This window comes from Achromobacter sp. ACM05 (assembly GCF_019218915.1).
GTDB lineage: Bacteria > Pseudomonadota > Gammaproteobacteria > Burkholderiales > Burkholderiaceae_B > Achromobacter > Achromobacter animicus.
Genome location: NZ_JAHUWQ010000001.1, coordinates 234,589 through 258,388, shown reverse-complemented (window position 1 = coordinate 258,388; position 23,800 = coordinate 234,589). Strand labels below are relative to the sequence as shown.

General features: G+C 66.8%; 18 protein-coding genes. 7 read left to right on the top strand and 11 right to left on the bottom strand.

Going from position 1 to position 23,800, the window contains the following annotated elements:
- Positions 1-112: 112 nt before the first annotated feature.
- Genes KW836_RS01160 through phoB form a run of 4 tightly spaced genes read right to left on the bottom strand, consistent with a single transcriptional unit; the run spans position 113 to position 4,265 of the window.
- Positions 113-1,501, bottom strand: a complete 1,389-nt coding sequence (locus KW836_RS01160) for a heavy metal sensor histidine kinase (RefSeq protein WP_370633003.1) — start codon at positions 1,499-1,501, stop codon at positions 113-115.
- A complete protein-coding gene (locus tag KW836_RS01155; RefSeq protein WP_218342239.1) occupies positions 1,501-2,193 on the bottom strand; it encodes a heavy metal response regulator transcription factor in 693 nt (230 codons plus the stop codon). Before KW836_RS01155 ends, KW836_RS01160 begins: the two co-directional genes overlap by 1 nt.
- A 53-nt stretch (positions 2,194-2,246) precedes the next feature.
- Positions 2,247-3,554, bottom strand: coding sequence for a phosphate regulon sensor histidine kinase PhoR (gene phoR / locus KW836_RS01150; protein WP_175139426.1), 1,308 nt, complete (start codon positions 3,552-3,554; stop codon positions 2,247-2,249).
- A 12-nt stretch (positions 3,555-3,566) separates the two neighbouring features.
- Positions 3,567-4,265, bottom strand: coding sequence for a phosphate regulon transcriptional regulator PhoB (gene phoB, locus KW836_RS01145; RefSeq protein ID WP_006227196.1), 699 nt, complete (start codon positions 4,263-4,265; stop codon positions 3,567-3,569).
- Between the two features lie 162 nt (positions 4,266-4,427).
- Here phoB and ubiE point away from each other — a divergent pair, with 162 nt between their 5' ends.
- The 6 genes from ubiE (at position 4,428) to rfaE2 (ending at position 10,338) form a co-directional block, all read left to right on the top strand.
- The gene (gene ubiE, locus KW836_RS01140; RefSeq protein ID WP_056564732.1) at positions 4,428-5,204 is read left to right on the top strand and encodes a bifunctional demethylmenaquinone methyltransferase/2-methoxy-6-polyprenyl-1,4-benzoquinol methylase UbiE; all 777 of its coding nucleotides are present in this window, start codon (positions 4,428-4,430) and stop codon (positions 5,202-5,204) included.
- Between the two features lie 177 nt (positions 5,205-5,381).
- Positions 5,382-6,392: a Tim44 domain-containing protein gene (locus KW836_RS01135; protein ID WP_218342238.1), complete on the top strand. Its 1,011-nt coding sequence runs from the start codon at positions 5,382-5,384 to the stop codon at positions 6,390-6,392.
- Positions 6,393-6,574: 182 nt separating this feature from the next.
- Positions 6,575-7,213, top strand: a complete 639-nt coding sequence (locus KW836_RS01130) for an SCP2 domain-containing protein (protein WP_175125161.1) — start codon at positions 6,575-6,577, stop codon at positions 7,211-7,213.
- Positions 7,214-7,216: 3 nt separating this feature from the next.
- Positions 7,217-8,770, top strand: a complete 1,554-nt coding sequence (ubiB, locus tag KW836_RS01125) for a ubiquinone biosynthesis regulatory protein kinase UbiB (RefSeq protein WP_175125162.1) — start codon at positions 7,217-7,219, stop codon at positions 8,768-8,770.
- A 181-nt stretch (positions 8,771-8,951) separates the two neighbouring features.
- Positions 8,952-9,830 (top strand): ferritin-like domain-containing protein, encoded by an 879-nt coding sequence (locus KW836_RS01120; protein WP_175125163.1) that lies wholly within the window; start codon positions 8,952-8,954, stop codon positions 9,828-9,830.
- A 19-nt stretch (positions 9,831-9,849) separates the two neighbouring features.
- Positions 9,850-10,338 (top strand): D-glycero-beta-D-manno-heptose 1-phosphate adenylyltransferase, encoded by a 489-nt coding sequence (gene rfaE2 / locus KW836_RS01115; RefSeq protein WP_218342237.1) that lies wholly within the window; start codon positions 9,850-9,852, stop codon positions 10,336-10,338.
- Between the two features lie 517 nt (positions 10,339-10,855).
- Here the strand turns inward: rfaE2 and KW836_RS01110 are convergent.
- The 6 genes from KW836_RS01110 to KW836_RS01085 all read right to left on the bottom strand — a co-directional run bounded on the left by KW836_RS01110 (position 10,856) and on the right by KW836_RS01085 (position 18,023).
- Positions 10,856-12,187, bottom strand: a complete 1,332-nt coding sequence (locus tag KW836_RS01110) for a TolC family outer membrane protein (protein ID WP_218342236.1) — start codon at positions 12,185-12,187, stop codon at positions 10,856-10,858.
- Positions 12,188-12,267: 80 nt separating this feature from the next.
- Complete coding sequence (locus tag KW836_RS01105; RefSeq protein WP_056327622.1) at positions 12,268-12,948, bottom strand: protein-L-isoaspartate O-methyltransferase; 681 nt, start codon at positions 12,946-12,948, stop codon at positions 12,268-12,270.
- Between the two features lie 158 nt (positions 12,949-13,106).
- Complete coding sequence (gene thiD, locus KW836_RS01100; protein WP_175125166.1) at positions 13,107-13,949, bottom strand: bifunctional hydroxymethylpyrimidine kinase/phosphomethylpyrimidine kinase; 843 nt, start codon at positions 13,947-13,949, stop codon at positions 13,107-13,109.
- On the bottom strand, positions 13,946-14,749 hold the full coding sequence (locus KW836_RS01095; RefSeq protein WP_175125167.1) for a thiazole synthase: 804 nt from the start codon (positions 14,747-14,749) through the stop codon (positions 13,946-13,948). Before KW836_RS01095 ends, thiD begins: the two co-directional genes overlap by 4 nt.
- 139 nt (positions 14,750-14,888) lie before the next feature.
- Complete coding sequence (locus tag KW836_RS01090; protein ID WP_218343232.1) at positions 14,889-15,803, bottom strand: cobalamin-binding protein; 915 nt, start codon at positions 15,801-15,803, stop codon at positions 14,889-14,891.
- A gap of 174 nt (positions 15,804-15,977) precedes the next feature.
- Entirely contained in the window at positions 15,978-18,023 is a 2,046-nt protein-coding gene (locus KW836_RS01085) for a TonB-dependent receptor (RefSeq protein WP_175125168.1), read from the bottom strand.
- Positions 18,024-18,470: 447 nt separating this feature from the next.
- On the opposite strand from KW836_RS01085, the gene metH reads away from it, so the two are divergent.
- Positions 18,471-22,244 (top strand): methionine synthase, encoded by a 3,774-nt coding sequence (metH, locus tag KW836_RS01080; RefSeq protein ID WP_218342235.1) that lies wholly within the window; start codon positions 18,471-18,473, stop codon positions 22,242-22,244.
- A gap of 33 nt (positions 22,245-22,277) precedes the next feature.
- Here the strand turns inward: metH and iaaH are convergent, their stop codons facing one another.
- A complete protein-coding gene (iaaH, locus tag KW836_RS01075) occupies positions 22,278-23,732 on the bottom strand; it encodes an indoleacetamide hydrolase (protein WP_218342234.1) in 1,455 nt (484 codons plus the stop codon).
- Between the last annotated feature and the right edge of the window lie 68 nt (positions 23,733-23,800).

The following is a 23,800-nucleotide window of genomic DNA, read 5'->3' as shown; positions in this document are numbered from 1 at the left end:
CAGGGCGGCGAACGAAGTGCGTAGCAGAGTGCCTTTCACGAGAATCCTTGCAGAGGGAATGAGCGTGATGGCACTTTAAGAAACCGGGGGTGACCCGATCCTGTCGCGCAGATTACGTTTTTGTAATGTTCGGCCCTGCCGCCGGATCCATCAGCGTGATGCCGACGACAGTGCCGGTGGTGTCTGACACTGCATCGGCCTCGCCGCCGTGCATGAGCGCAATGGCGCGCACGATGGCAAGACCCAGGCCGTGGCCTTCGCTGCGCGGGGCGCGCGTCGGGCCGGCGCGGAAAAAGCGGTCGAAGATGCGGGGCAGGTCGGCGGGCGGGATGGGCGGCCCGGGGTTGCGGACCGCGATGCGCGCGCCGCCGGGGATGCGCGCGCAGGCCACCACGATCCCGCCGCCGGGTGGCGTGGCCTTGATGGCATTGGAAATCAGGTTGGCCAGCGCGCGTCGCGCGAGTCCCCGGTTGGCGGCCACGGTGGCGTCGCCCTCGCAGCGCAGCTGCACGCCGTGTTCTTCCAGCGTGGCTTCGTAGTATTCGGCAACGCGCCGCGCCTCCGCGGCCAGTGACACCGGAGCCAGATCGGCCGCACGTTCGCCACGGTCGGCCCGGGCAAGGAACAGCATGTCGTTGACCAGCGTCTTCAGATCTTCCAGCTCTTCCAGATTGGATTCCAGCGCGTCGCGCAGCTCGGCGGCGTCGCGCGGCGCGGACAGCATGACCTGCGTGCCATTGATGAGCGTCGCCAGCGGCGTGCGCAGTTCGTGCGCCACGTCGGCGTTGAATCCCTCCATCTGCTGGTAGGCCGCCTGCAGCCGGTCCAGCGTGCGGTTGAAGGAGCGCACCAGGTCATGCAATTCGCGGTCGGTGTCTTCCAGCGGGAGGCGGCGCGCCAGGTTATCGGGCTGGATGCCCGCGGCCTGTTCGGACAGCCGGCGCGCCGGCGCCATGCTGCGCCGCACGGCCCATGCCGCCAGCACGACGGTGGCGCCCACCCACAGCGCGCAGATCAGCGCGAGAGCCGTGCCGTAGGCGTAAAGAAATTGCGAACTGGTCCGGGTGCTGACCGCCACCGTCAACTGCGCGCCAGGCAGAATGCGATCGTTCATGGCGACGCGCAGGCCGCGCATGCGGCCGCCATCGGGCGTTTCCAGCAGGACCTGGCGACCGTCCGGCGACGCCAGCGTCTCGGGCGGCGTGCCGCCATAGACGGCCTTGCCTTGCGCGTCGACGATCCAGATGCCGAGCTGGCCCTGTCCCGCGCGCATCTGGTCGAAGGTGGCCGCCAGATCGTGCAGGCCGCTGGCGCTGTTCTGCATGTCGATCAGGTGGTCGATGAGTTCGAGCTTGCCGCTGACTTCGGTGATCTCCTGACGTTCGACCTCGCGCTTGAGCGCCCAGAAGAGGGTCGCCCCGGCAAGGCTCGAGACCAGCAGCGCGATGGCGCCCAACAGCAGCGTCAGCCTCGCCTGCATGGACCGCACGCGCGGGCGGATCATCGGGGGGTGCCACCCGGGGCGACGCGCGATTCCAGCACATACCCCATGCCACGCACGGTGTGCAGCAGTTTCGAGTCGAAGGGATCGTCCAGCTTGCCGCGCAGGCGCCGCACGGCGACGTCGATCACGTTGGTGTCGCTGTCGAAGTTCATGTCCCAGACCTGCTCGGCCAGGGTCGTGCGCGACAGCACCTGCCCCTGGCGGCGCAGCAGCAGGGCCAGCAGGCTGAATTCCTTGGCGGTCAGGTCCAGGCGGTGGCCGCCGCGCTGGGCACGCCGGCTGGCAAGATCCAGCTCCAGGTCTGCCAGGCGCAGCAGCGTGGGCTCCTGGGACCGGCCGCGGCGCAGCAACGCCTGCACCCGCGCCAGCAGTTCGGAAAATGCGAAGGGTTTGACGAGGTAGTCGTCGGCGCCGCCCTCCAGGCCTCGGACCCGGTCTTCGACCGCGTCGCGGGCGGTCAGCATCAAGATGGGCGTGTCCTTGTGTGCGCGCACCGAGGCCAGGACCTCGAAGCCGTCCACGCCGGGCAGCATGACGTCGAGCACGATGAGGTCGTACGCGCCTTCCAGCGCCAGATGGCGGCCATCGACGCCGTCGCGCGCCACGTCCACGACGTGGCTTTGTTCCGACAGTCCCTTCTTCAGGTAGTCGGCCAGTTTGGGTTCGTCTTCAATGACCAGGATGCGCATGGCCAAAAATTTACCACCGGCGGGGCGCACTCAGGCGCCCGCGCGGGCGGAATTCAGGCCGTTTCGGCGATGGCGATGCGGTCGGCGGGAAAGCGCAGCGAGAAGACGCTGCCTTTGCCGGGTTCGCTGGTAATCAGCAGTTCGGCGTCGTGCCGCATGGCGATATGCTTGGTGATCGCCAGGCCCAGCCCCGTGCCGCCAACGGCGCGCGACCGGCCCCGGTCCACGCGGTAGAAGCGTTCGGTCAGGCGCGGCAGATGGCGCGCCGGGATGCCGATGCCCGTGTCCTGCACGCTGTAGCACGCGCCGCCTTCGGGTTCGCGCTCCCAACGCACGGTGATGGTGCCGCCGTCCGGCGTGTAGCGCACGGCATTGGTCAGCAGGTTGGACAGGGCCGAGGTCAGCTCATTTTCGGCGCCCAGCACGTCCAGGGTTTCGTCGATGTGCCAGACCAGCTGGTGCCGGCCGCCCGACAGCGCTTCGATCTGCTGGCGCGCCTTTTGCAGCAGCGCGCCCATGTTGACCGCGCGCGGATCGCTGCCCGGCGACGATTCCAGCGTGGACAGCGTCAGCAGGTCTTCCACGATGGCCTGCATGCGGTGCGCCTGCTCGTGCATCATGTCGATGTACTGCTCGCGCTGCTCCTGCGGCAGCGCGTCGTCGGGCATGTCGCGCAGCGTTTCCAGAAAACCCGCCAGCACCGTCAGCGGGGTGCGCAGTTCGTGCGAGACGTTGGCCACGAAATCGCGGCGCGTGGTTTCCAGGCGCTCTATCTGGGTGACGTCGCGGGTGATGAGCAGACGCTGGTTGCTGGCGTAGGCCGTCAGCTGCATCATCATCAGCCGTTCCTGGCCTTGCTGGCCCAGCCGCACCAGGATGGGCTCGGGCCAGGACGGGCGATGCGCGTATTCCACGAATTCCGGCGCGCGCAGCAGGTTCAGAAGGTTGTGTCCGCGATCGGCCGGCAAGCGCAGACCCAGATGCTGGCGCGCCATGCGGTTGCACCAGTCGATCTGGAAGTCTTCGTTCAGCGTGACGGCGCCGTCGGGCAGGGCCTGGGCAGCAGCCAGCATGCCTTGCATGGTGTCGCGGGTTTCAGTCAGTTCACGTGCGCGGGCGCGGGTGTACCGATAGAGCGGAGCAAGAATGTCGTCCCAGGGGCCGACAGAGGCGGGCGGGGCGGAGTCGGGTTGATTGGCCCAGCGGGAGACCAGCGTCAGCCGCCAGCTGCGCCATAGCAGCATGGCGGTCAACGAAGCCGAAAACACGACCCAGCCCGCGGGGTCTCCAATAAGCCATTGCGCCAGTAAGGCAACCACCGCCCACAGGGCGACAAATATAAGCGTGCGCAGCCAGATCATCGTGCGCCAGTTTTACCGCGTCGGGAGCTGTGCCGTAAACCGATAGCCGCTGCCGCGGACCGTTTCCACGTGCGCGTCATGGCCGCTGGGTTCCAGGGCCTTGCGCAGGCGGCGGATGTGCACGTCGACCGTGCGTTCTTCCACGAAGACGTGGTCGCCCCACACCTGATCCAGCAGCTGCGAGCGCGAGAACACGCGCTCCGGGTGCGTCATGAAGAAGTGGAGCAGACGGAATTCGGTGGGGCCGATCTGCAGGGACTGGCTGTTGCCCGACAGGCGATGCGTCACCGGATCGAGCTTCAGGCCGCCGACGTCGATGACGTCGTCCGTCAGCTGCGGCGCGCGGCGGCGCAGCACGGCCTTGATGCGGGCCATCAGCTCCTTGGGCGAGAAGGGCTTGGTGATGTAGTCGTCGGCGCCGGCCTCCAGGCCGTCCACCTTGTCCTGCTCGGAGCCCTTGGCGGTCAGCATGATGACCGGGACGGCGCGGGTGCGCTCGTCGTTGCGCAGCTTGCGCGCCATGGCCAGGCCGGAGGTTCCCGGGAGCATCCAATCCAGCAGGATCAGATCGGGAAGCTCGGCGCGGATCAGCGTCTGGGCCTGGTCGGCGTCGAAGGCGCGCAGCACCTTGTGGCCAGCGAAGGACAGGTTGACGGCGATCAGTTCCTGGATGGCGGGTTCGTCTTCGACGACGAGGATGGTGCTGGACATATCGAATTGGGCACACTTCTGAGCGCCGGCGCGGCGCGAACATTGCGATAGTATGGCCGCAATATTTCAGGTATGTGACCGCAGCGCGTCATTCGGCGGGTCCGGCACGCCGCAGGCGCGCGCCCGATAGGCTACCATTGACCGATATATCGGGAATTCACCATGCAAAACCCCTCCGAATCGCAACAATCCGCCGGTTCCGGCTCGACCTCCACGCACTTCGGCTTCCAGTCGGTCCCCGAAGGCGAAAAGGCCCGCAAGGTCGCCGAAGTCTTCCATTCAGTCGCCCAGCGCTACGACGTCATGAACGATTTCATGTCGGCGGGCCTGCATCGCGTCTGGAAGGCCTTCACCATCGGCCGCGCCGCCATCCGCCCCGGCATGAAGGTGCTGGACATCGCCGGCGGCACGGGCGATCTGGCGCGCGCGTTCGCCAAGCGTGCCGGCCCCACGGGCGAGGTCTGGCTGACCGACATCAACGATTCCATGCTGCGCGTGGGCCGCGATCGTCTCACTGACGCCGGCCTGCTGGTGCCCACCGCCGTCTGCGATGCCGAGCGCCTGCCGTTCCCCACCGGTTACTTCGACCGCGTCAGTGTGGCCTTCGGTCTGCGCAACATGACCCACAAGGACCGCGCCCTGGCCGAAATGACCCGTGTGCTCAAGCCGGGCGGCAAGCTGCTCGTCCTGGAGTTCTCGCGCATCGCCAAGCCGCTGTCGCCCGCGTACGACTGGTATTCGTTCAACGTCCTGCCGTGGCTGGGCAAGAAGATCGCCAAGGACGAGGCCAGCTATCGCTACCTGGCCGAATCCATCCGCATGCACCCCGACCAGGAGACGCTGGCCGACATGCTGCGCACCGCCGGCCTGGAGCGGGTGCAATATTTCAACCTGACAGCGGGCATCGCCGCGCTGCACGAAGGCGTCCGTCTGGGCTGACGCCCGGCGTCCACGGCGGATTTCGCCGCCCCGCGGGGAACTTGTGGGGCGGCGGCTTGTCCGTTATTCTTACGCCATTCAGATTACTGTAAGAAAAGTCGCGCAGATGGTCTCGCGTATTGCGAGGCCCTCCCGTTGCTCGGGGCAGCGGGGGCGCGAGTACGAGGGAGCAAATCTATGTCCAAATTCTGTCTTTCGCGCTTTGTCGCGGCAGCGCTCATCGCCGTTTCGGGCGCTGCGCTGGTGACGGCGTCGTTTGACGCCGAAGCCCGTCGCGCCGGTGGCGGCGCCAGCGTGGGCCGTCAATCCTCCAATGTAACGACGCAGCGCCAGGCCACCACGCCGCCGGCTGCCAACAGCAACACCGCGGGCGCCACCGCCGCGCCGGCAGCCGCCGGTGCCGCAACGGCCGGCGCAGCGGGCGCCGCCGCCAAGAGCGGCGCTTCTCGTTGGTTGGGCCCCATCGCCGGCATCGCCGCCGGTCTGGGTATCGCCGCGCTGCTCTCCAGCATGGGCCTGTCGGGCGCATTCCTGGAATTCCTGTCGTCCGCGCTGCTGATCGCCGCTGTCGTCTTTGCCGTCATGTTCATCATCCGCCGCCTGCGTGGCGCCGGTCCGCGCACTGCCACCCAGGGCGCATTTGGCGGCAACAACAACGCCTCGGGCCAGCAGCAACAGCAGCCGATGTGGCGTGAAGCGCTGAAGCCGGGCGCAGCCGCGCCCTCAACCGCCGCACCGGTGGCCGCCGCTCCCATCGAGCCGCCGGCTGTCCTGCCCAAGGCGGGCGATGACAACAACTGGTTCGTGCCGGGCGATTTCGACACGCCGGCCTTCCTGAAGCAAGCCAAGGAACAGTTCGTCCGCATCCAGGCCGTCTGGGACAGCGGCAGCACCGACGGTCTGCGTGAATTCCTGACCGACGACCTGATCACCGAACTCAAGCCGCAACTGGCCGAGCGCGGCGCGGCGCCCAACAAGACCGAAGTGGTCCTGCTGAATGCCGAGATGCTGGGCATCGAAACCGTCTCCGACGGCCACCTGGCCAGCGTGCGCTTCTCCGGCATGCTGCGCGAGGCCCCGGGCGCCGAGGCTTTCCGCTTCGAAGAAGTCTGGAACCTGTTCAAGCCGGCCAATGGCGGCTGGTTGCTGGCCGGCATCCAGCAGATCCCGGTGGAACACGCCAGCTAAACCCTGGCGGTCCGGCTCGACCGGCTCTCTGCCGCGGACGTCGTCACGGCGTCCGCATGAACCGGCCCCCAAAGGGCCGGTTTTTCCATGTGCCTTCCGCAAAACAGGCTCCCATCTAACCCGTTACACTCCCGATTTACCCATCAACTTCGGCAAGCCCTCCCGGGTCCTTGCAACCGCTCATGCTGCCTTTTTCGTTCCTGCCCACCCCCAAGCGCCTGGCCGTCAGCGCCCTCAACGCCCTGTTGCGGCGCGAGGACTGGGCGCGCGAACGCCTGGCGCGGCATGCCGGCAAGACGGTGCGTTTCGTCATGGGCGGCTTCACGCTGGGTCTGTCGATTGATAGCGACGGACTGGCCGACCAGGCCGATCCGGCCGTGGTGCCCGATGTCACGCTGACCGTGTCGCCAGACAAGCTGCCGTTGCCGCGTCTGGGCGCGGGGCACGACAAGCCCGACTTCGCCGAGGCTACGCATATTTCTGGCGACGCGGCGCTGGCGCAGGTGGTCGCAGATCTGTCCAAGCAATTGCGGTTCGACCCCGAAGACGCGCTTGCCCGTGTGGTGGGCGACATCGCCGCGCTGCGCATCGTGGGCGGCGCGCGCGCGGTGGCCGGCGGGGCTCGCAATGCGGGTCAGCGGCTGGCCGAGAATGTCTCTGAATACCTGTCCGAAGAAAGCGGTGTGCTGGCGGGCCGCCCGGCCCTGGAGCAATGGCGCCTGGACCTGGCCGAACTTAACGCGCGCGCGGATGCGCTGGCGCGATCGGCGGCTGCGCTGCAAACCCGCCTGGCCTCGGCCGGCGCAAAGCGGGGCGCCTGATCCATGTTCCCCTTGCTGCGCCTCTTTCGCATCATCGTCGTCTCGCTGCGCTACGGCCTGGACGAACTTGTCCTATCCAGCCTGAATCATCCGCTGGCCACGTGCCTGCTGCGCGTCATGCGCCTGGGCACGCGTCCGCGCTCGCCGCGCGGGCAGCGCCTGCGTCTGGCGTTGGAATCGCTGGGTCCCATCTTTGTGAAGTTCGGGCAGGTGCTGTCCACCCGACGGGACCTGATCCCTGCCGACATCGCCAACGAACTGGCGTTGCTGCAGGACCGTGTGCCCCCGTTCCCGTCCGCCCAGGCGGCTGCCTGCATCGAGGCGGCGCTGGGTGCACCGCCCGAAAAGCTGTTCGCGCAGTTCGACGTCGACCCGGTGGCGTCGGCGTCCATTGCGCAGGTCCACTTCGCGGTGCTGCACGATGGCCGCGAGGTCGCCGTGAAGGTGCTGCGTCCGGGCATGCTCAGCATCATCGAAAAGGACATGTCGCTCTTGAAGGTCGTGGCGCGCATCATCGAGCGCCTGGGCGCCGATGGCCGCCGCCTGAAGCCGCGCGAGGTTGTCGCGGAGTTCGACAAGTACCTGCACGACGAGCTGGACCTGGTGCGCGAGGCCTCCAATTGCAGCCAGTTGCGACGCAATTTCGGCCCGGAGTCCGGCCGCGGCGACATGCTGATCGTGCCCGAGGTGATCTGGGAATACACGGCCTCCACCGTCTTCACGATGCAGCGCATGTACGGCATGCCGGTGGGCCAGGTGGAACGCATGCGTGAAGCCGGCATCGACATCCCGACGCTGGCGCGCACCGGCGTGGAGATCTTCTTTACGCAGGTGTTCACCGACGGCTTCTTCCATGCGGACATGCACCCGGGCAACATCTATGTGTCGGATCGCCCCGGCACGCTGGGCAGCTATATCGCGCTGGACTTCGGCATCGTGGGTTCGCTGTCCGAGTTCGACAAGAATTACCTGGCGCAGAATTTCCTGGCCTTCTTCCATCGTGACTATCGCCGCGTGGCGCAACTGCATATCGAATCGGGCTGGGTGCCGCCGGATACGCGCGAGGAAGAGCTGGAAGGCGCGGTGCGCGCGGTCTGCGAACCGTATTTTGACCGGCCGCTGTCGGAGATCTCGCTGGGGCAGGTGCTGCTGCGGCTCTTCCAGACCTCGCGCCGTTTCAACGTTGAAATCCAGCCGCAGCTGGTCCTGTTGCAGAAGACCCTGCTGAACGTCGAGGGACTGGGCCGTCAGCTCGATCCCAACCTCGACCTCTGGAAGACCGCAAAACCCTATCTGGAACGCTGGATGCGTCAGCGTGTCGGGTTCCAGGGCTTGCGGAAAAGCCTGGAAAAAGAGGCCGTGCAGTGGTCGCAAATGCTGCCCGCCCTGCCCAGGCTGGTCCATGACCATCTGAGCCGACCCAATGTCTCGCCCGCGATGCTGGCCGAGATGATGCAGTTACGCCGCGCACAAGAGCAGAACAACCGGCTGGTTGCAGCGCTGGTTGGCGTGCTGGCGCTGGCAGTCGGGGTCGCGATATGGGCGTTGACCCGATAGGCGGCGCGATGATCTAGACCTTACTGTCATGTTTCATTCATGAAACGGTCATCATAGCTTCGCGGGAGACGGCGAAAAATAGCGCTGCGCAATTGGCAAGCAGCGCCCACGCCTATAAGAACGCGCGCGCCATTCATCAATTTTCATAGCCCCACTAGCGGGACGAATACAAGGGCAGAATATGCTTTATCCAGAACTCTTCAAGACCATGGAAGCCGTGCGATGGAACATGGCGCACGATATTCCGTGGGGCGATTTCGACCGCAGCAAGCTGTCGGACGAACAAGCCCACACGATCAAGATGAACGCCATCACGGAGTGGGCGGCGCTGCCGGCCACCGAGATGTTCCTGCGCGACAACCGCGGCGACAGTGATTTCTGCGCGTTCATGTCGGTCTGGTTCTTTGAAGAGCAAAAGCATTCGCTGGTGCTGATCGAGTATCTGCGCCGCTTCTGCCCGGACCTGGTGCCGACCGAGGAAGAGCTGCACAACGTGCGCTTTGAATTCGACAAGGCCCCTGAACTTGAAACGCTGATGCTGCACTTCTGCGGCGAGGTCCGCCTGAACCACTGGTACCGCCGCGCGGCCGAATGGCACACGGAGCCGGTGATCAAGGCGATCTACAAGACGGTGGCGCAGGACGAAGCGCGCCACGCGGGCGCCTACCTGCAATACATGCGCCGCGCATTGCATGACCGCGGACAGGACACGAGCGCAGAGGCGCGTCTGGCGTTCTCGAAGATCGGGGTGCTGATGGCGTCGGCGGGCCGCACGCAGCAGGCGCTGCATCCGACCAATCTGCACGTGAACAAGGATCTGTTCCCGAACGATACGGTGCAGTCGCGCCTGCCGGAGCCGGGCTGGCTGGAGCACTGGCTGGATACGCAGATCCGTTTTGACGGGGTGTGGGAGCAGAAGGTGGCGACGCGGATTCTGCACATTCTGTCGAAGCTGATGGACCGCAGCTTCGAGACGGTGAAGGATCTGAACCGCTACCGGAAGGAAGTGTCGGCGCTGATCGTGCCGAAGGACAAAGAGATCATCCTGGGCGGCGCCTGATCCCTCCTATAATCGCCGCATGCCTGCCGCCCGCTTCGAATCCAAGGTCCTGTCCCGCGACGAACTCGTCGCTGCCGTTGCTGCTGGCCGTTATCCGCGGCCGCTGGTGTTTACGAACGGGGTGTTCGACATCCTGCATCGCGGGCATGCGACGTATCTGGATCAGGCGGCGCAGTTGGGGGCGACGTTGATTGTCGCCGTGAATACGGATGAGTCGGTGCGGCGGCTGGGCAAGGGCTCGGAGCGTCCGCTAAATCGCGTGGAAGATCGGGCGGCGTTGCTGGCGGCGTTGGGTTTCGTGACCGTAGTCACGTCCTTCCATGAAGACACGCCTGAGGCGCTGATCGGAGAGATCAAGCCCGATCTGATCGTCAAGGGTGGCGATTACGATATGGAGACGTTGCCGGAGACTGCGCTGGTGAAGACCTGGGGCGGACGTGCCGTTGCGATTCCTTTTGAGTTTGAGCGGTCTACGACGGCGTTGGTGAAGAAGATTCAGGGCGGGTGAATTTGCTTTGGATTGTGTAGCGGATGAATGGAAGGCGGCCCCTTGATGGCCGTCTTTTCTTTTGGCCGCTAACGGATCGTATGTCGAGCCGGAGATCTTCGTAGGTCGCCCGGCGCCGCGGCCACCGTGGGCACGATCGCCCACGATTGCGGTCCGGAGCCTTCGCTCCGGACTGCCCCGTTGTCATCCTCGTCCGCCTTCGGCTCCCTACGGATTCCCTCGGGCGCATCGACGGCGCTCGCGCCCACGGCGACCGCGACACCGTGCTGCGAGGGTCTTTGGTTTGCGCGCTGCAAGACCTGTGGACGGGGCAGGGGATCTGCGGGGCCGCCGATTTGCTGCCGCCCGGGCGGCGGCAATCGGCATCTGAGTTGTGGGGCGTCGTGGGGGTGTCCGCTCCCGCGCTGGCGGGGGGGCGATGGGAGTCGACTGGGTGTCTGACACCCGTAGAGATGATCTTCAGCTCCAGACAGTGCACCAAGGGTGTCAGACACTGGTCGCAGCAGCGGAAACGCCCTCAGCGCGGCGGGCGCAACAGCCGGTTGATCGCTTCCAGGTCCGATTCCGCCAGGATGCCGCTGGTGGCCTTCAGGCGCAGGCTGGAGAGCACTGTGCTGTAGCGGGCCAGGGCCAGGTCGCGTTGGGTGGCGTAGAGCTGTTGCTGGGCGTTCAGGACGTCCAGGTTGATGCGGACGCCGACTTCGTAGCCGGTGCGGTTGGCCTCTACCGCGGCGCGGCTGGATTTTTCGCCGGCTTCCAGGGCCTGGATGCGGGCCAGGCCACTGGTGACGCCGGTGTAGTACTGGCGGGTGGCCTGGACGGCCTGGCGGCGGGCGGTTTCGTAGTCGTAGCGCGCCTTCTGTTCCAGTTCGACCTTTTCCGTGACCTGCGAGGAGACGCCGCCGCCGGAGTACAGGGGGATGGACAGGACCACGCCGATGGTGTTGTCGATGGGCTTGCCGGGGGCGGCGTTGCGCATGACGGCGTCGCTGGCGCTGCCGCTGGTGGCGCGCAGGTTCAGGGTGGGGTAGTGGCCGCTCTTGGCGATCTGGATTTCGCGGCCGGCGATGCGGGTCAGCAATTGCGCGCGCAGGACTTCGAGGCTGGAGGTTTCGGCCTGGTTGCTCCAGTCGGCGATGCGGGCAGGCTGGGGGGCGGGCAGTTGCACGCCGTAGGGCAGTTCGGCCAGGGCGCCGGGCTGGGTGCCGATGATCTTGGCGAGTTCGTCGCGGCGCACTTCCAGGTCGTTCTGCAGGCGCAGTTCCTGGGCGACGACGAGGTCGTAGCGCGACTGGGCCTCGTAGGTGTCGGTGATGGTGGCGTTGCCGAGTTCGAAGTTGCGCTTGGCGGATTCAAGCTGGCCGGCGACGGCGGTTTTTTCGGCTTCGGTGGCGGTCAGGGTGTCCTGGGCGTACAGGACGTTGAAGTAGGCGTCGGCGACGCGCAGCAAGAGGTCTTGGTAGGCCTGCTGCAGCTGGACTTCGACGTCGGCGACGATGAGCTTGGATTGCTCGAAGTTCTGCCAGCGGCCCCAGTCGAAGAGCGGCTGGGTAAGCGCCAGGTCCCACACGCCGCGGCCGCCGCTGTAGGCGTAGGACAGGCCGCGGGTGCTGCGGGTTTCCTGGTAGGCGCCGCCGGCTTCGGCGGTGATCAGGGGCAGCAGCAGGGCGCGGGCCTGGGGTTCTTTTTCGAGGCCGGCGCGGTAGTTGGCGCGCGCGGCGGCGTAGGTGGGATCATTGCCCAGCGCGGCCTGCCAGACCTGGACCAGGTTCTGGGCGGACGCGGTCAGCGGGCCGGCACTTGCGGCGCAGGTGAAAACCAGTAAAGCCGTAAGTGAGCGGACGCGCATGATCTTTCAACGATACGCCGGGCCGCCGGACGTGACACCGGCCCCATGGGGGCCGGGCAAAAGGCGGCGAGGTCGCGGAGTTAGAACTTGAACTGCGACACCGTGACGCCGCGCAACGGCTTGATGACCGTTTCGAAGAGCTTGACGGTTTCGAAGCTGGCGGCGGTGGTGCGGGTGATGCGACAGGCGGTCATGATGGGGGCTTGGCCAACCACCACGACAAGGCGGCCGCCCACGCGCAGCTGGTACTTCAGCGCGTCCGGCACGACCGGCACGGAACCGGTGACCAGGATGGCGTCGTATTCGGTGGAGCCCCAGCCATTGCGGGCGTCGCCGGTTTCGACCTTGACGTTGGTGACGTTGTTCATCTGCAGGTTCTGCTGCGCGAAGGTCACCAGGCGGCTGTCGATTTCGACGGAGGTGACCTGTTGCGCCAGGTAGCCCAGGAGGGCGGCCTGGTAGCCGGAGCCGGTGCCGATTTCGAGCACGCAGTCGGACTTGGTCAGCAGCAGTTCCTGCGCGAGACGGGCTTCGACCTTGGGGGCGAGCATGTTCTCGCGGGTGTTGACCGCGTTGATCTCGAGCGGGAGCTCCAGGTCGGAAAACGCCAGGCCACGCAGGGCCGGCGGAACGAATTGTTCGCGGCGCACATCGAACAGCGCTTGCAGCACGTTGGCGTCCAGGACGTCCCACGGGCGGATCTGCTGTTCCACCATATTGAAGCGGGCTTGTTCTACGTCGGGCAGGGTCGAAGCGTTCATGACGGTCAGAAAAAACAGAGGAATCAACGGGCCATTGTACCGATTCGTAGCGTCCTGTGACGGCGCGCCCGTGCGGCAGATGTTTCAGACGCGGCGCGGAGCCCGCAAAAGCAGACGGCGCCCCGTGGGGCGCCGTTGAGCTCAGCCTGAAAGGGGCGTTACCACCAGCCGTGGAAATGGTGGACCGGGCCGTGGCCCGAGCCGACCGACAGGCGCTCGGCGTGGCGAATGGCTTCAGTCAGGTAGGCCTTGGCGCGTTTGGCGGATTCCGGTACGTCCCCGATTTGCGGCAGCAGCGCCGCCAGCGCGGCCGACAGCGTGCAGCCGGTGCCGTGGGTGTTGGCGGTGTCGATGCGGTGGCCGGGCAGTTCGATCATGCGGTCGCCATCGTGCAGCAGGTCGATGGTTTCGCTGCCGGGCAGGTGGCCGCCCTTGACGAGCACCCAGCGTTCGCCGGAATGCGCCAGCTTGTTGCGCAGGCGCTCGGCGACGCGCCGCATTTCCTTGACGGTCTCGACGGGGCGCTCTTCGAGCAGCACGCCGGCTTCGGGAAGATTGGGCGTGAGCAGGGTGGTCAGGGGCAGCATGGCTTCGCGCATGGCGCCGACGGCATCGTTCTCGAGCAGCAGGTCGCCGCTCTTGGCGACCATGACCGGGTCCAGCACGATGTGCGCGGGCGTCCATTTGGCGAGCTTTTCGGCCACGACCTCGATGACGGGGCGCTGGCCCAGCATGCCGATCTTGACCGCGTCGATGCGCACGTCGGTGAACAGGGTGTCGATCTGCAGGCCGACGAAGGCGGGCGGCACCGGCGAGATGCCGGTCACGCCCTGCGTGTTCTGCGCGGTGAGCGCGGCGATGATGGCGCAGCCGTAGGCGCCCAGCGCGCTCATGGCCTTGACGTCGGCCAGGATGCCGGCGCCGCCGGACGGGTCGACGCCGGCGATGGTCAGCGCGTTGGGGATCGGACGGCCGCTGGCGGCCGGCTGGCGGGAATTCATTTTGCGGGACCGCCGGTGATCAGGCCTTCGGTGGGCGAGCTGGGCGCGCCGCTGTACAGCTTCTTGGGCATGCGGCCGGCCAGGAAGGCCTCGCGGCCGCTTTCCACGCCCTTCTTCATGGCGCTGGCCATCAGGATGGGGTCGCGCGCGCCGGCGATGGCGGTGTTCATCAGCACGGCGTCGCAGCCCAGTTCCATGGCGATGGCGGCGTCGGACGCGGTGCCCACGCCGGCATCGACCACGACCGGCACGCGAGCCTGGTCGATGATGAGGCGCAGGTTCCAGGGATTCAGGATGCCCATGCCGGAGCCGATCAGCGAGGCCAGCGGCATGACGGCCACGGCGCCCATGTCTTCCAGCATGCGGCACTGGATGGGATCGTCGGTGCAATAGACCATGACCTTGAAGCCTTCATCGACCAGCGTCTTGGTGGCCTTGAGGGTTTCGGGCATGTTGGGGAACAGCGTGTGCGGGTCGCCCAGCACTTCGAGCTTCACGAGGTCGTGGCCGTCCAGCAGTTCGCGGGCCAGGCGCAGCGTGCGCACGGCGTCGTCGGCGGTGTAGCAGCCGGCCGTGTTGGGCAGCAGCGTGAATTTCGAGGTGGGGACGTAGTCCAGCAGGTTCGGCTCGCCGGCGTTCTGGCCGATGTTGGTGCGGCGGATGGCGACGGTGACGATTTCCGTGCCGCTGGCGTCCAGGGCCGCGCGGGTCTGTTCGAAGTCCTTGTACTTGCCGGTTCCGACGAGCAGGCGCGACGAATAGGCGCGGCCGGCGATGGTGAGAGTGTCTTGTGTGGTCATGGCGGTGCTTCAAAGGGCGGGCGCGCACGATGCGAGGCCCGCGGGGGACTGGCTGACTGATGCCGAATGATAAAGCAGTCCGCCGGACGGCAGGGCCGGGCACTGGCCCGCGCGTTCCACTATTTGCGGATCGCGCGCGTCAGCGCACCCGGTCCAGGTCGGCGCAGAGGGTCTCGGCCGCGTCGATCAGCCGGGGGCCGGGCCGGTACAGCGCGTCGGCATCGACGCCATAGACGTGGCCCTGTCGCGCCGCCGGCAGGCCCATCGTCTGCCAGGCGGCCAGGTTCCTGGCCGTGTCCTCCGGGCGCGAAACGCCGGCCAGCACGGCCTCGGGCCGGGCCGCCAGCACGCCTTCCAGCGTGACCTGCGGGGCGACGATGGGCGCCTGGCCGAAGACGTTGACGCCGCCGCACAGCCGCAGCGCGTCGCTGACGATGCTGCTGTCGTTCAGGGTGTAGATGGGGTCCAGGCCGGCCTGGACGAAGACCCGCACCGGGCGGCGGCCGGCATAGCGCGCCTTCAGGGCATCCAGCCGGGCGCGCATGACCTGCGCGGCGGCCTGCGCCACGGCCTCGGTGCCGAACAGCTGGCCCATGCGCTCGACGGCGCCGGGGATGGCGGCGAGCGTCAGCGGATCGCTGTAGAAGACGGGCACGCCCAGCTTGTCCATCACGCGCGTCAGCGGTTCGGCGGCGGACGGTTGCCAGGCGATAAGAAGATCGGGCCGGGCGGCGGCCACGCGCTCGACGTCCGGCTGCGTGCCGTCGCCGATGACGGGCAGCGCGCGCGCCGCGGCCGGATAATCGCTGCCGAGGACGGTGCCGACGATATATCCGCCCGCGCCGGCGGCGTAGATGAGTTCGGTGGCATGGGGCGCCAGCGTGACGGCGCGCCGGGCGGGGGCGTCCAGCGTGACGGTGCGGCCGCGGTCGTCCTGGACCTGGATGGCGGGGGCGCCGTGGGACAGCCGCGGAGACAGCGCCAGGGTCAATGCCACGATCGGCACCAATGTCGGCACAAATGTCGGCACAAACGCCAGCACCAACGCCCGCATCAACCCTGACGCCGACGTCAGGGTCAGCTTCAGCGCAACGCCGGCAGTCGTCAGGACGCGTCGAAAGGTCATGCAGCGGCTCCGTCGGGTGGGCACAAATGTAGAAAAGGGCCTGCGCAGACCCTGAGCCTCAACAAAGGCTCAGACCGGCAGGCCCAGTCCGCAAGGCGGCAATCAGTAGCGTAGCGTGAGCGACGCGTAGAAGTTGCGGCCGGGGGCGGGGTACAGGCTGTAGTTGGCGACGGGACCCAGCATCTCGAACGAGGCGTTGCCGCCGCGGATGCCGTACGTGGCGTACTGGCGGTCGAAGATGTTGTTCACGCCCACCGCGCCTTCGATGTTGCGGGTGAACTTGTACGCGACCTTGGTGTTGAACAGCACGTAGGCGTCCAGTTCCTTGTCGAACTGGTTGGCCTGGTCGTTGTCCATGCGCGACTTGCCCACGTATTGCGCCGACACGTTCCACAGGAACGCATCGGTGGGGCGCCACGTCACGCCGGCGTTGGCCAGCCACTTGGGCGCCAGCGGCACGGTCTTGCCGGCCAGATCAACGCCGGCATAGGTGCCGGAGCGGAACTGCGCTTCCATCCAGGTCAGGTTGGCGTCCACGGTGACGCTGCTGGACAGCGCGGTGTGGCCTTCAAGCTCGATGCCCTGGCGGCGGGTCGGATCCAGGTTGGTGTTGGCGCCCGTGCCCGGGCCCCACAGGCCGTCGGCCAGCGGGTTGTACTGGATCTCGTTGGTCAGGTCGTAGTGGAAGTACGACAGGCGCGCGCTGCTGCTGGCCGACTGCCAGGTGACGCCGATTTCCTTGTCGGTGGACGTCTGCGGGGCCAGCGGCGACTGGACCGACAGCAGTTCGTCGGCGTTGGGCAGGCGGAAGCTGCGGCCGACCTTGCCGTACAGGCCGAAGCCGCCGGACAGGTCCTGGCGCACGCCCAACTGCCACGCGGTCAGGTGGTGGCTGCGGTCGGACGGCGTGCCCGAGCCCGAAATCACTTCCAGGTCGTCGGACGCGTACTGGCGGCGCACGCCCGCCGTGATGTAGGTGCTGTCGGTGGCGCGGATCTGGCCTTCGGCAAACAGGCCGTACTGATGCTGGCGCGACTGCCACTTCGACGGTTCGAAGTCGTAGTAGGCGTTCTGGTCGGCGGTGGTCTTGGCTTCCTGCGCATCGGCGCCGAAGACGACGCTGTGGCCGCCGTTGATCGGCAGGCGGTAGCGCACGCTGGCGATGTTCTCTTCCAGCTTCTGGTCGCGCAGCGTGTCGCCGAAACCGTCGTAAGTCAGGCCGCTGAGCTTCTTCTCGCGGGTCGACAGGTCCGAATACAGCACGCCGGCGCCGATGGCCTGCTCAAGTTGCAGACCAAACGTGGTGGTCGTGGTCTTGACGTAATCGACGTCGTTCTTCGAGCCGCGCGGATCGTCCTGGAATTCGTTCACGCCCGTGAACGGGTTGATCGTGCGCGGACCGGGCAGTTCCAGCTTCTGCGTGGTGGTGCGGCCGTACAGGCGAATCGAGCCGTCGTTGTGGCGGAAGGTGATGCCGCCGCCGCCGCCTTCGCGGCGCTCGCCGCTGTTGTCGCGGTAGCCGTCGCTGTGCAGCGACTGCATGTAGGCGTCAACGCCCACCTTCTCGTTGTTCATCGCGACCGCGGCGTCGTACTGGCGCAGGCCGTAGCTGCCGAACGTGGCGGTGGCGCGGGCGGTGACCGGTTCCTTGGCGAAGTCGGAGCGGGTGATGATGTTGATCACGCCGCCGGTGGTGCCGCCGCCGTACTGCACGGAGCCGCTGCCGCGCACGATTTCGATGCGTTCGACCTGATCCAGCGGCACCACGCCCAGGCTGGGCGCCGAAAGGTCGTTGGTGTTCTGCTTGACGCCGTCGATCAGGATCAGCGTGTTGCTGGCGCCGGTGATGCCGAAGCCGCGCAGGTCGACGATGGCGTTGTCGCTGGAGCTGGTGGTGTTGATCAGGTTGATGCCGGCCTGCGTGGACAGCAGGTCCTGCATGGTGCGCGCGCTGCTGGCCGCGATGTCCTCGGCGGTGATCACCGAGATCGACACCGGCAGCGTGCGGCCGTCGGTGGGCACGCGCTGGGCGGTGACGGTGATGCTGTCGAGTTCGGACGTGGCGGGAGCGGTTTGCTGGGCGGCGGCGATGGCCGGAGCGGAACAGAGCAGGGCGCCGGCATAGCGCCGGATGGAGCGGGCTTTCATCTACAAGACCTCGGTGCAGCCCGCGACCCCGCAGGCCATTCACGATGGGAAGGATGCCGGCGCGCCGGGCGAGCCGAAAGGCCGCGTGGCGGGAAACAGGCATCCTGACGAGCGAACAGGCCGGTATCGGGCTGCCATGGGCGCCAGGCGCGCATGGGGACCGTTGCGGGGGCAGCACAGGCTGGACGGGCGGCGCTGCGGCGGCCTTGCGGGCGGCGCGGCACTGCGGGGGCGTCTTCCTGTTTCCCGTTTATCTTTCGCTCGCGGCGGGCAAGTGTTGCGTGCTTGCCCAACCTGATGCGCCGAAAGCACCGGTTCGGGGCCGAAACTGTATCACCGTGAGGCGCGCGAAGGCCCATTTTGTTACGATCAGGGCTTGTTTTTTCGGCGTTTTTCGCGTTTTAGCCACATCCGCGCTGCCGTGGCCAACCTAATCCGGACCTGATCGTGTCGTATCCCCGCTTGCCGTACCCTCCCGAAGCCTATACCCGCGGCGGCGACTTTGCCCGCCTGCTGGGCAAGCGCATCCTGATCCTGGACGGCGCCATGGGCACCATGATCCAGCGCTACAAGCTGGGCGAAGCGGACTTCCGCGGCGAGCGCTTTGCCGAGCACGGCAAGGACGTGAAAGGCAACAACGAACTGCTGTCGCTGGTGCGGCCAGACGTCATCTCCGAGATCCACCGCCAGTATCTGGACGCGGGCGCCGACGTCATCGAGACCAACACCTTCGGCGCCACCACGATCGCGCAGGGTGACTACGACCTGCCCGAACTGGCCTACGAGCTGAACCTGGTGTCGGCGCAGCTGGCGCGCGAAGCCTGTGATGCCTACAGCACGCCCGACAAGCCGCGCTTCGTGGCGGGCGCGCTGGGCCCGCAGCCCAAGACGGCTTCCATTTCGCCGGACGTGAACGATCCGGGCGCGCGTAACGTCACGTTCGACGAACTGCGTGTCGCCTATATCGAGCAACTGAACGGCCTGCTCGACGGCGGCATCGACATCGTCCTGATCGAAACCATCTTCGACACGCTGAACGCCAAGGCCGCCATTTTCGCGACCGAGGAAGTGTTCGAGGAACGCGGCATCCGCCTGCCGGTGATGATCTCCGGCACGGTGACCGACGCATCCGGCCGCATCCTGTCCGGTCAGACGGTCGAGGCCTTCTGGAACTCGGTGCGCCACGCGCGTCCTGTCACCATCGGCCTGAATTGCGCGCTGGGCGCGGCGCTGATGCGCCCCTACGTGGCCGAGCTGTCCAAGATCTGCGACACCTACGTCTGCGTGTATCCCAACGCCGGCCTGCCCAACCCCATGGCCGAGACCGGCTTTGACGAGACCCCGGCCGACACCTCGGCGCTGCTCGAGGAATTTGCGCGCGCGGGCCTGGTGAACATGTCGGGCGGCTGCTGCGGCACCACGCCGGACCACATCCGCGCGATTGCCGAGAAGGTCACGGCGCTGACGCCGCGCGTCGTGCCCGAGATCGCCGTCAAGACCCGCCTGTCGGGCCTGGAGCCGCTGAACATCGACGAAGACACACTGTTCGTCAACGTGGGCGAACGCACCAACGTGACGGGCAGCAAGATGTTCGCCCGCCTGATCCGCGAAGAGAAATACGACGAGGCGCTGGCCGTGGCCCGCCAGCAGGTCGAGAACGGCGCGCAGATCATCGACATCAACATGGACGAGGCCATGCTGGATTCGGTGGCCTGCATGCACCGCTTCCTGAACCTGATCGCATCCGAGCCTGACATCGCGCGCGTGCCGGTCATGATCGACAGCTCGAAGTGGGAAGTCATCGAGACCGGCCTGAAGTGCGTGCAGGGCAAGGCGGTGGTGAACTCGATCTCCATGAAGGAAGGGCTGGAGCCCTTCCGCCATCACGCCCGCCTGTGCCGCCGCTATGGCGCAGCGGTGGTGGTGATGGCGTTCGATGAACTGGGCCAGGCCGACACGCTGGAGCGCCGCAAGGAAATCTGCGGCCGCGCCTACAAGATCCTGGTCGAGGAAGAAAGCTTCCCGCCGGAAGACATCATCTTCGACCCGAACGTCTTCGCGGTCGCCACCGGCATCGATGAGCACAACCACTACGCCGTGGACTTCATCGAAGGCACGCGCTGGATCCGCGAGAACCTGCCGCACGCGCGCATCTCGGGCGGCGTGTCCAACGTCAGCTTCTCGTTCCGCGGCAACGAGCCGATGCGCGAGGCCATCCACACCGTGTTCCTGTATTACGCGGTCAAGGAAGGCATGACGATGGGCATCGTCAACGCCGGCCAACTGGGCGTGTACGCAGACCTGGACGCCAAGCTGCGCGATCTGGTGGAAGACGTGGTGCTGGACCGGCCGGAACCCGTCGGCAAGACGGAAGCGGACGACGAGCGCACGCCCACCGAACGCCTGGTGCAGTTTGCCGACAGCGTGAAGGGCAGCGGCGCCAAGAAGGAAGAAGACCTGGCCTGGCGCAATGCCGAGGTCGAGCAGCGCCTGTCGCACGCGCTGGTCCACGGCATCACGGCCTTCATCGTGGAAGACACCGAAGAGGTGCGCCAGAAGATCGCAGCGCGCGGCGGCCGTCCCATCGAAGTGATCGAAGGCCCGCTGATGGACGGCATGAACGTCGTCGGCGACCTGTTCGGCGAAGGCAAGATGTTCCTGCCGCAGGTCGTGAAATCGGCCCGCGTCATGAAGCAGGCCGTGGCGCACCTGATTCCGTTCATCGAGGAAGAAAAGCGCCAGATCGCGGCCGCGGGCGGCGACGTGCGCGCCAAGGGCAAGATCGTCATTGCCACCGTGAAGGGCGACGTGCACGACATCGGCAAGAACATCGTGTCGGTGGTCCTGCAGTGCAACAACTTCGAAGTCGTGAACATGGGCGTGATGGTGCCCTGCGCGCAGATTCTTGAGAAAGCCAAGGAAGAGAACGCCGACATCGTCGGCCTGTCCGGCCTGATCACGCCCAGCCTGGAAGAGATGGCGTACGTGGCGTCGGAAATGCAGCGCGACGAGTACTTCCGCAGCCGCAAGGTGCCGCTCATGATCGGCGGCGCCACCACCAGCCGCGTGCACACCGCCGTCAAGATCGCGCCCAATTACGAAGGCCCGGTGATCTACGTGCCCGACGCCAGCCGGTCGGTGGGCGTGGCCACCAACCTGATGTCCGACCAGTCGGAAGCCTACCTGACGGAATTGGCCGAAGAGTACGAAGACGTGCGCCGCCGCCACGCCAACCGCAAGGCGACGCCGATCCTGCCGCTGGCCGAGGCGCGCGCCTCGCGCCCGGCGATCGACTGGGACAACTACACGCCGCCGCGCCCCAAGTTCATCGGCCGCCGCACCTTCAAGAGCTACGACCTGGCCGAGATCGCGAAGTACGTGGACTGGGGTCCGTTCTTCCAGACCTGGAGCCTCTTCGGCCCGTACCCCGCCATCCTGCAAGACAAGGTGGTGGGCGAGCAGGCGCGCAAGGTCTTTGCCGACGGCCAGGCCATGATGAAGCGCATCGTTGAAGGCCGCTGGCTCACCGCCAACGGCGTCGTGGGCTTCTATCCCGCCAACACCGTCAACGACGAGGACATCGAGGTCTACAAGGACGAGACGCGCAGCGAGGTGCTGTTCACGTACCGCAACCTGCGCCAGCAGGGCGCCAAGCGCGAAGGCGTCAGCAACAAGTCGCTGTCGGACTTCATCGCGCCCAAGTCCACCGGCAAGGTCGATTACATCGGCATGTTCGCCGTCACAGCCGGTTTGGGCATCGAAAAGAAGGAAGCGGAATTCGAGAAGGCGCTGGACGACTATTCCAGCATCATGCTCAAGTCGCTGGCGGACCGCCTGGCCGAAGCCTTCGCCGAATGCCTGCATGCGCGCGTGCGCCAGGACCTGTGGGGCTACGCGCCCGACGAGGCCCTCTCCAACGACGACATGATTGCCGAGAAGTACGTGGGCATCCGCCCGGCGCCGGGTTACCCGGCCTGCCCGGAACATGTCGTGAAGACCGACATGTTCCGCGTGCTGGACGGCGAGGACATCGGCATGATGCTAACGGACAGCTACGCGATGTACCCGGCGTCCAGCGTGTCGGGCTTTTACTTCAGCCACCCGCAGTCGCAGTACTTCAACGTGGGCGTCATCGGCGAAGACCAGCTCGAAGACTACGCCCGCCGCAGCGGCCGCAGCATCGAAGACCTGAAGCGCACGCTGGCGCCCAACCTCGGCTGACGCGGCTGACTGCCGCGAAAGCCCAGGCTGAGGCTAAGGCTGGACCCGGGGCGCAGCGATGCGCCCCAATATCTTTTCGATGGCCACGCCGATCGCGAGCACCTTGCGGTCCTCGCCCGGCAGGCCGTCGATCTCCAATCCCACCGGCAGGCCTTGATTCGACAGCCCGGCCGGCACGCTCAGGCCGGGCAGGCCGGCGTTGCTGCCGGGATCCACGTTGCGCGCCAGGCGGGCAAAGGTTTCGAAACTGCTGGCTTCGGGCGTGGACGCGGGCGGCGGCACCGGCACGGTCGGAAACAGCAGGCCGTCCAACGCGTGTTCCTTGAAGGCGCGGCGATAGACGTCGATGAGCTCACGCCGGCCGCCTGCGATGGCCTGTTCGTACAACGGTTGCAACGGCAGGAGCTGGCCGTCCGGCGTGGGCAGCACGCCCGGCACGATCAGGTTGTCGAAAATGCCCTTCACGTCGGGGCTGGAAATCTGCGCGACTACCTCATCAAAGCTCACCCCCACGTGATAACGCGCCAGATAGGCCGTCAGGTCGGGCTTCTGCTCGAACAGGCATAGCGGCATGCCGACCGCCGCGTTGGCGGCGGGCAGGTCGGGCATGTCCAGCTGCACCAGCGTCACCCCGGCGGCGCGCAGTGTGTTCAAGGCGGCTTCTGAAACCGCCTGCACGTCGGGATCGAGGTCGGCCCAGAAGTACGCGGCCAGGCCCAGGCGAATGCCTTCCGGCGGCAGGGGCGCCAGCGGCTCGGTCTGGCCCGTGAGGATCGCATCCAGCAGCACGATATCGGCCATGCCGTTGGCGATGGGTCCGGGTGTGTCGCGCGTGTGGGAAATGGGGGTGATGCCCGCGCCGTCGTAGCGGCCCACGGTGGCGCGGAATCCGGCGGCGCCGTTCACCGAAGCGGGCAGGCGCACCGAGGCGCCGGTATCGGTGCCCAGCGCGGCGGGCGCCAGCCGCGCGCCCACCGCCGCGCCGCTGCCGGACGACGAGCCGCCTGCGATCAGGCGCGCGTCGTAGGCGTTGCGCGTGCCATCGCCATCCGGGCCGGGGAAGGCGGTGTTGAAGCCGGACACGCCGAACGCCAGTTCATGCATGTTGGTCTTGCCCAGGATGACGGCGCCGGCCTCGCGCAGCCGCTGCACGACGGGCGCGTCCTCGGCGGGGCGGAAGTCTTTCAGCGCTGGTGTGCCAGCGGTGTTGGGCAGCCCCGCGACGTGGATGTTGTCCTTGATGGCGACGGGCACGCCGCCCAGCGGGCCGTGGCCGGGCGCCGCATCGTAGGCGCGCGCCTGCGCCAGCGCGCCGTCGCGGTCGACCGTGATGAACGCGTTCAGGTCCTGGCGGGCGTCGATGCGGTCCAGGCAGGCTTGCGTCAGCGCAACGCTGGTGAGGCGGCCCTCGCGGATGTGTGCTGCCGCCTCGGTGACGGTCAGGTCCGCCAGATTGGCGGGCAAGGGCTGGTCGGTCGTGCTGGGCATGTCGCTTTCCTTGGCTGTCGTTCGATCCGTATCTATACAGGGGCCGCGCGGGGGCTGTCGAGAGGCGA

Excerpts from the sequence above, each read along its gene's own strand:
- KW836_RS01155 (WP_218342239.1), bottom strand. The coding sequence starts at position 2,193 with ATGCGCATCCTGGTCATTGAAGACGAACCCAAACTGGCCGACTACCTG.
- phoR (WP_175139426.1), bottom strand. The coding sequence starts at position 3,554 with ATGATCTGGCTGCGCACGCTTATATTTGTCGCCCTGTGGGCGGTGGTT.
- phoB (WP_006227196.1), bottom strand. The coding sequence starts at position 4,265 with ATGTCCAGCACCATCCTCGTCGTCGAAGACGAACCCGCCATCCAGGAA.
- ubiE (WP_056564732.1), top strand. The coding sequence starts at position 4,428 with ATGCAAAACCCCTCCGAATCGCAACAATCCGCCGGTTCCGGCTCGACC.
- KW836_RS01135 (WP_218342238.1), top strand. The coding sequence starts at position 5,382 with ATGTCCAAATTCTGTCTTTCGCGCTTTGTCGCGGCAGCGCTCATCGCC.
- KW836_RS01130 (WP_175125161.1), top strand. The coding sequence starts at position 6,575 with ATGCTGCCTTTTTCGTTCCTGCCCACCCCCAAGCGCCTGGCCGTCAGC.
- ubiB (WP_175125162.1), top strand. The coding sequence starts at position 7,217 with ATGTTCCCCTTGCTGCGCCTCTTTCGCATCATCGTCGTCTCGCTGCGC.
- KW836_RS01120 (WP_175125163.1), top strand. The coding sequence starts at position 8,952 with ATGCTTTATCCAGAACTCTTCAAGACCATGGAAGCCGTGCGATGGAAC.
- rfaE2 (WP_218342237.1), top strand. The coding sequence starts at position 9,850 with ATGCCTGCCGCCCGCTTCGAATCCAAGGTCCTGTCCCGCGACGAACTC.
- KW836_RS01110 (WP_218342236.1), bottom strand. The coding sequence starts at position 12,187 with ATGCGCGTCCGCTCACTTACGGCTTTACTGGTTTTCACCTGCGCCGCA.
- KW836_RS01105 (WP_056327622.1), bottom strand. The coding sequence starts at position 12,948 with ATGAACGCTTCGACCCTGCCCGACGTAGAACAAGCCCGCTTCAATATG.
- thiD (WP_175125166.1), bottom strand. The coding sequence starts at position 13,949 with ATGAATTCCCGCCAGCCGGCCGCCAGCGGCCGTCCGATCCCCAACGCG.
- KW836_RS01095 (WP_175125167.1), bottom strand. The coding sequence starts at position 14,749 with ATGACCACACAAGACACTCTCACCATCGCCGGCCGCGCCTATTCGTCG.
- KW836_RS01090 (WP_218343232.1), bottom strand. The coding sequence starts at position 15,803 with ATGCGGGCGTTGGTGCTGGCGTTTGTGCCGACATTTGTGCCGACATTG.
- KW836_RS01085 (WP_175125168.1), bottom strand. The coding sequence starts at position 18,023 with ATGAAAGCCCGCTCCATCCGGCGCTATGCCGGCGCCCTGCTCTGTTCC.
- iaaH (WP_218342234.1), bottom strand. The coding sequence starts at position 23,732 with ATGCCCAGCACGACCGACCAGCCCTTGCCCGCCAATCTGGCGGACCTG.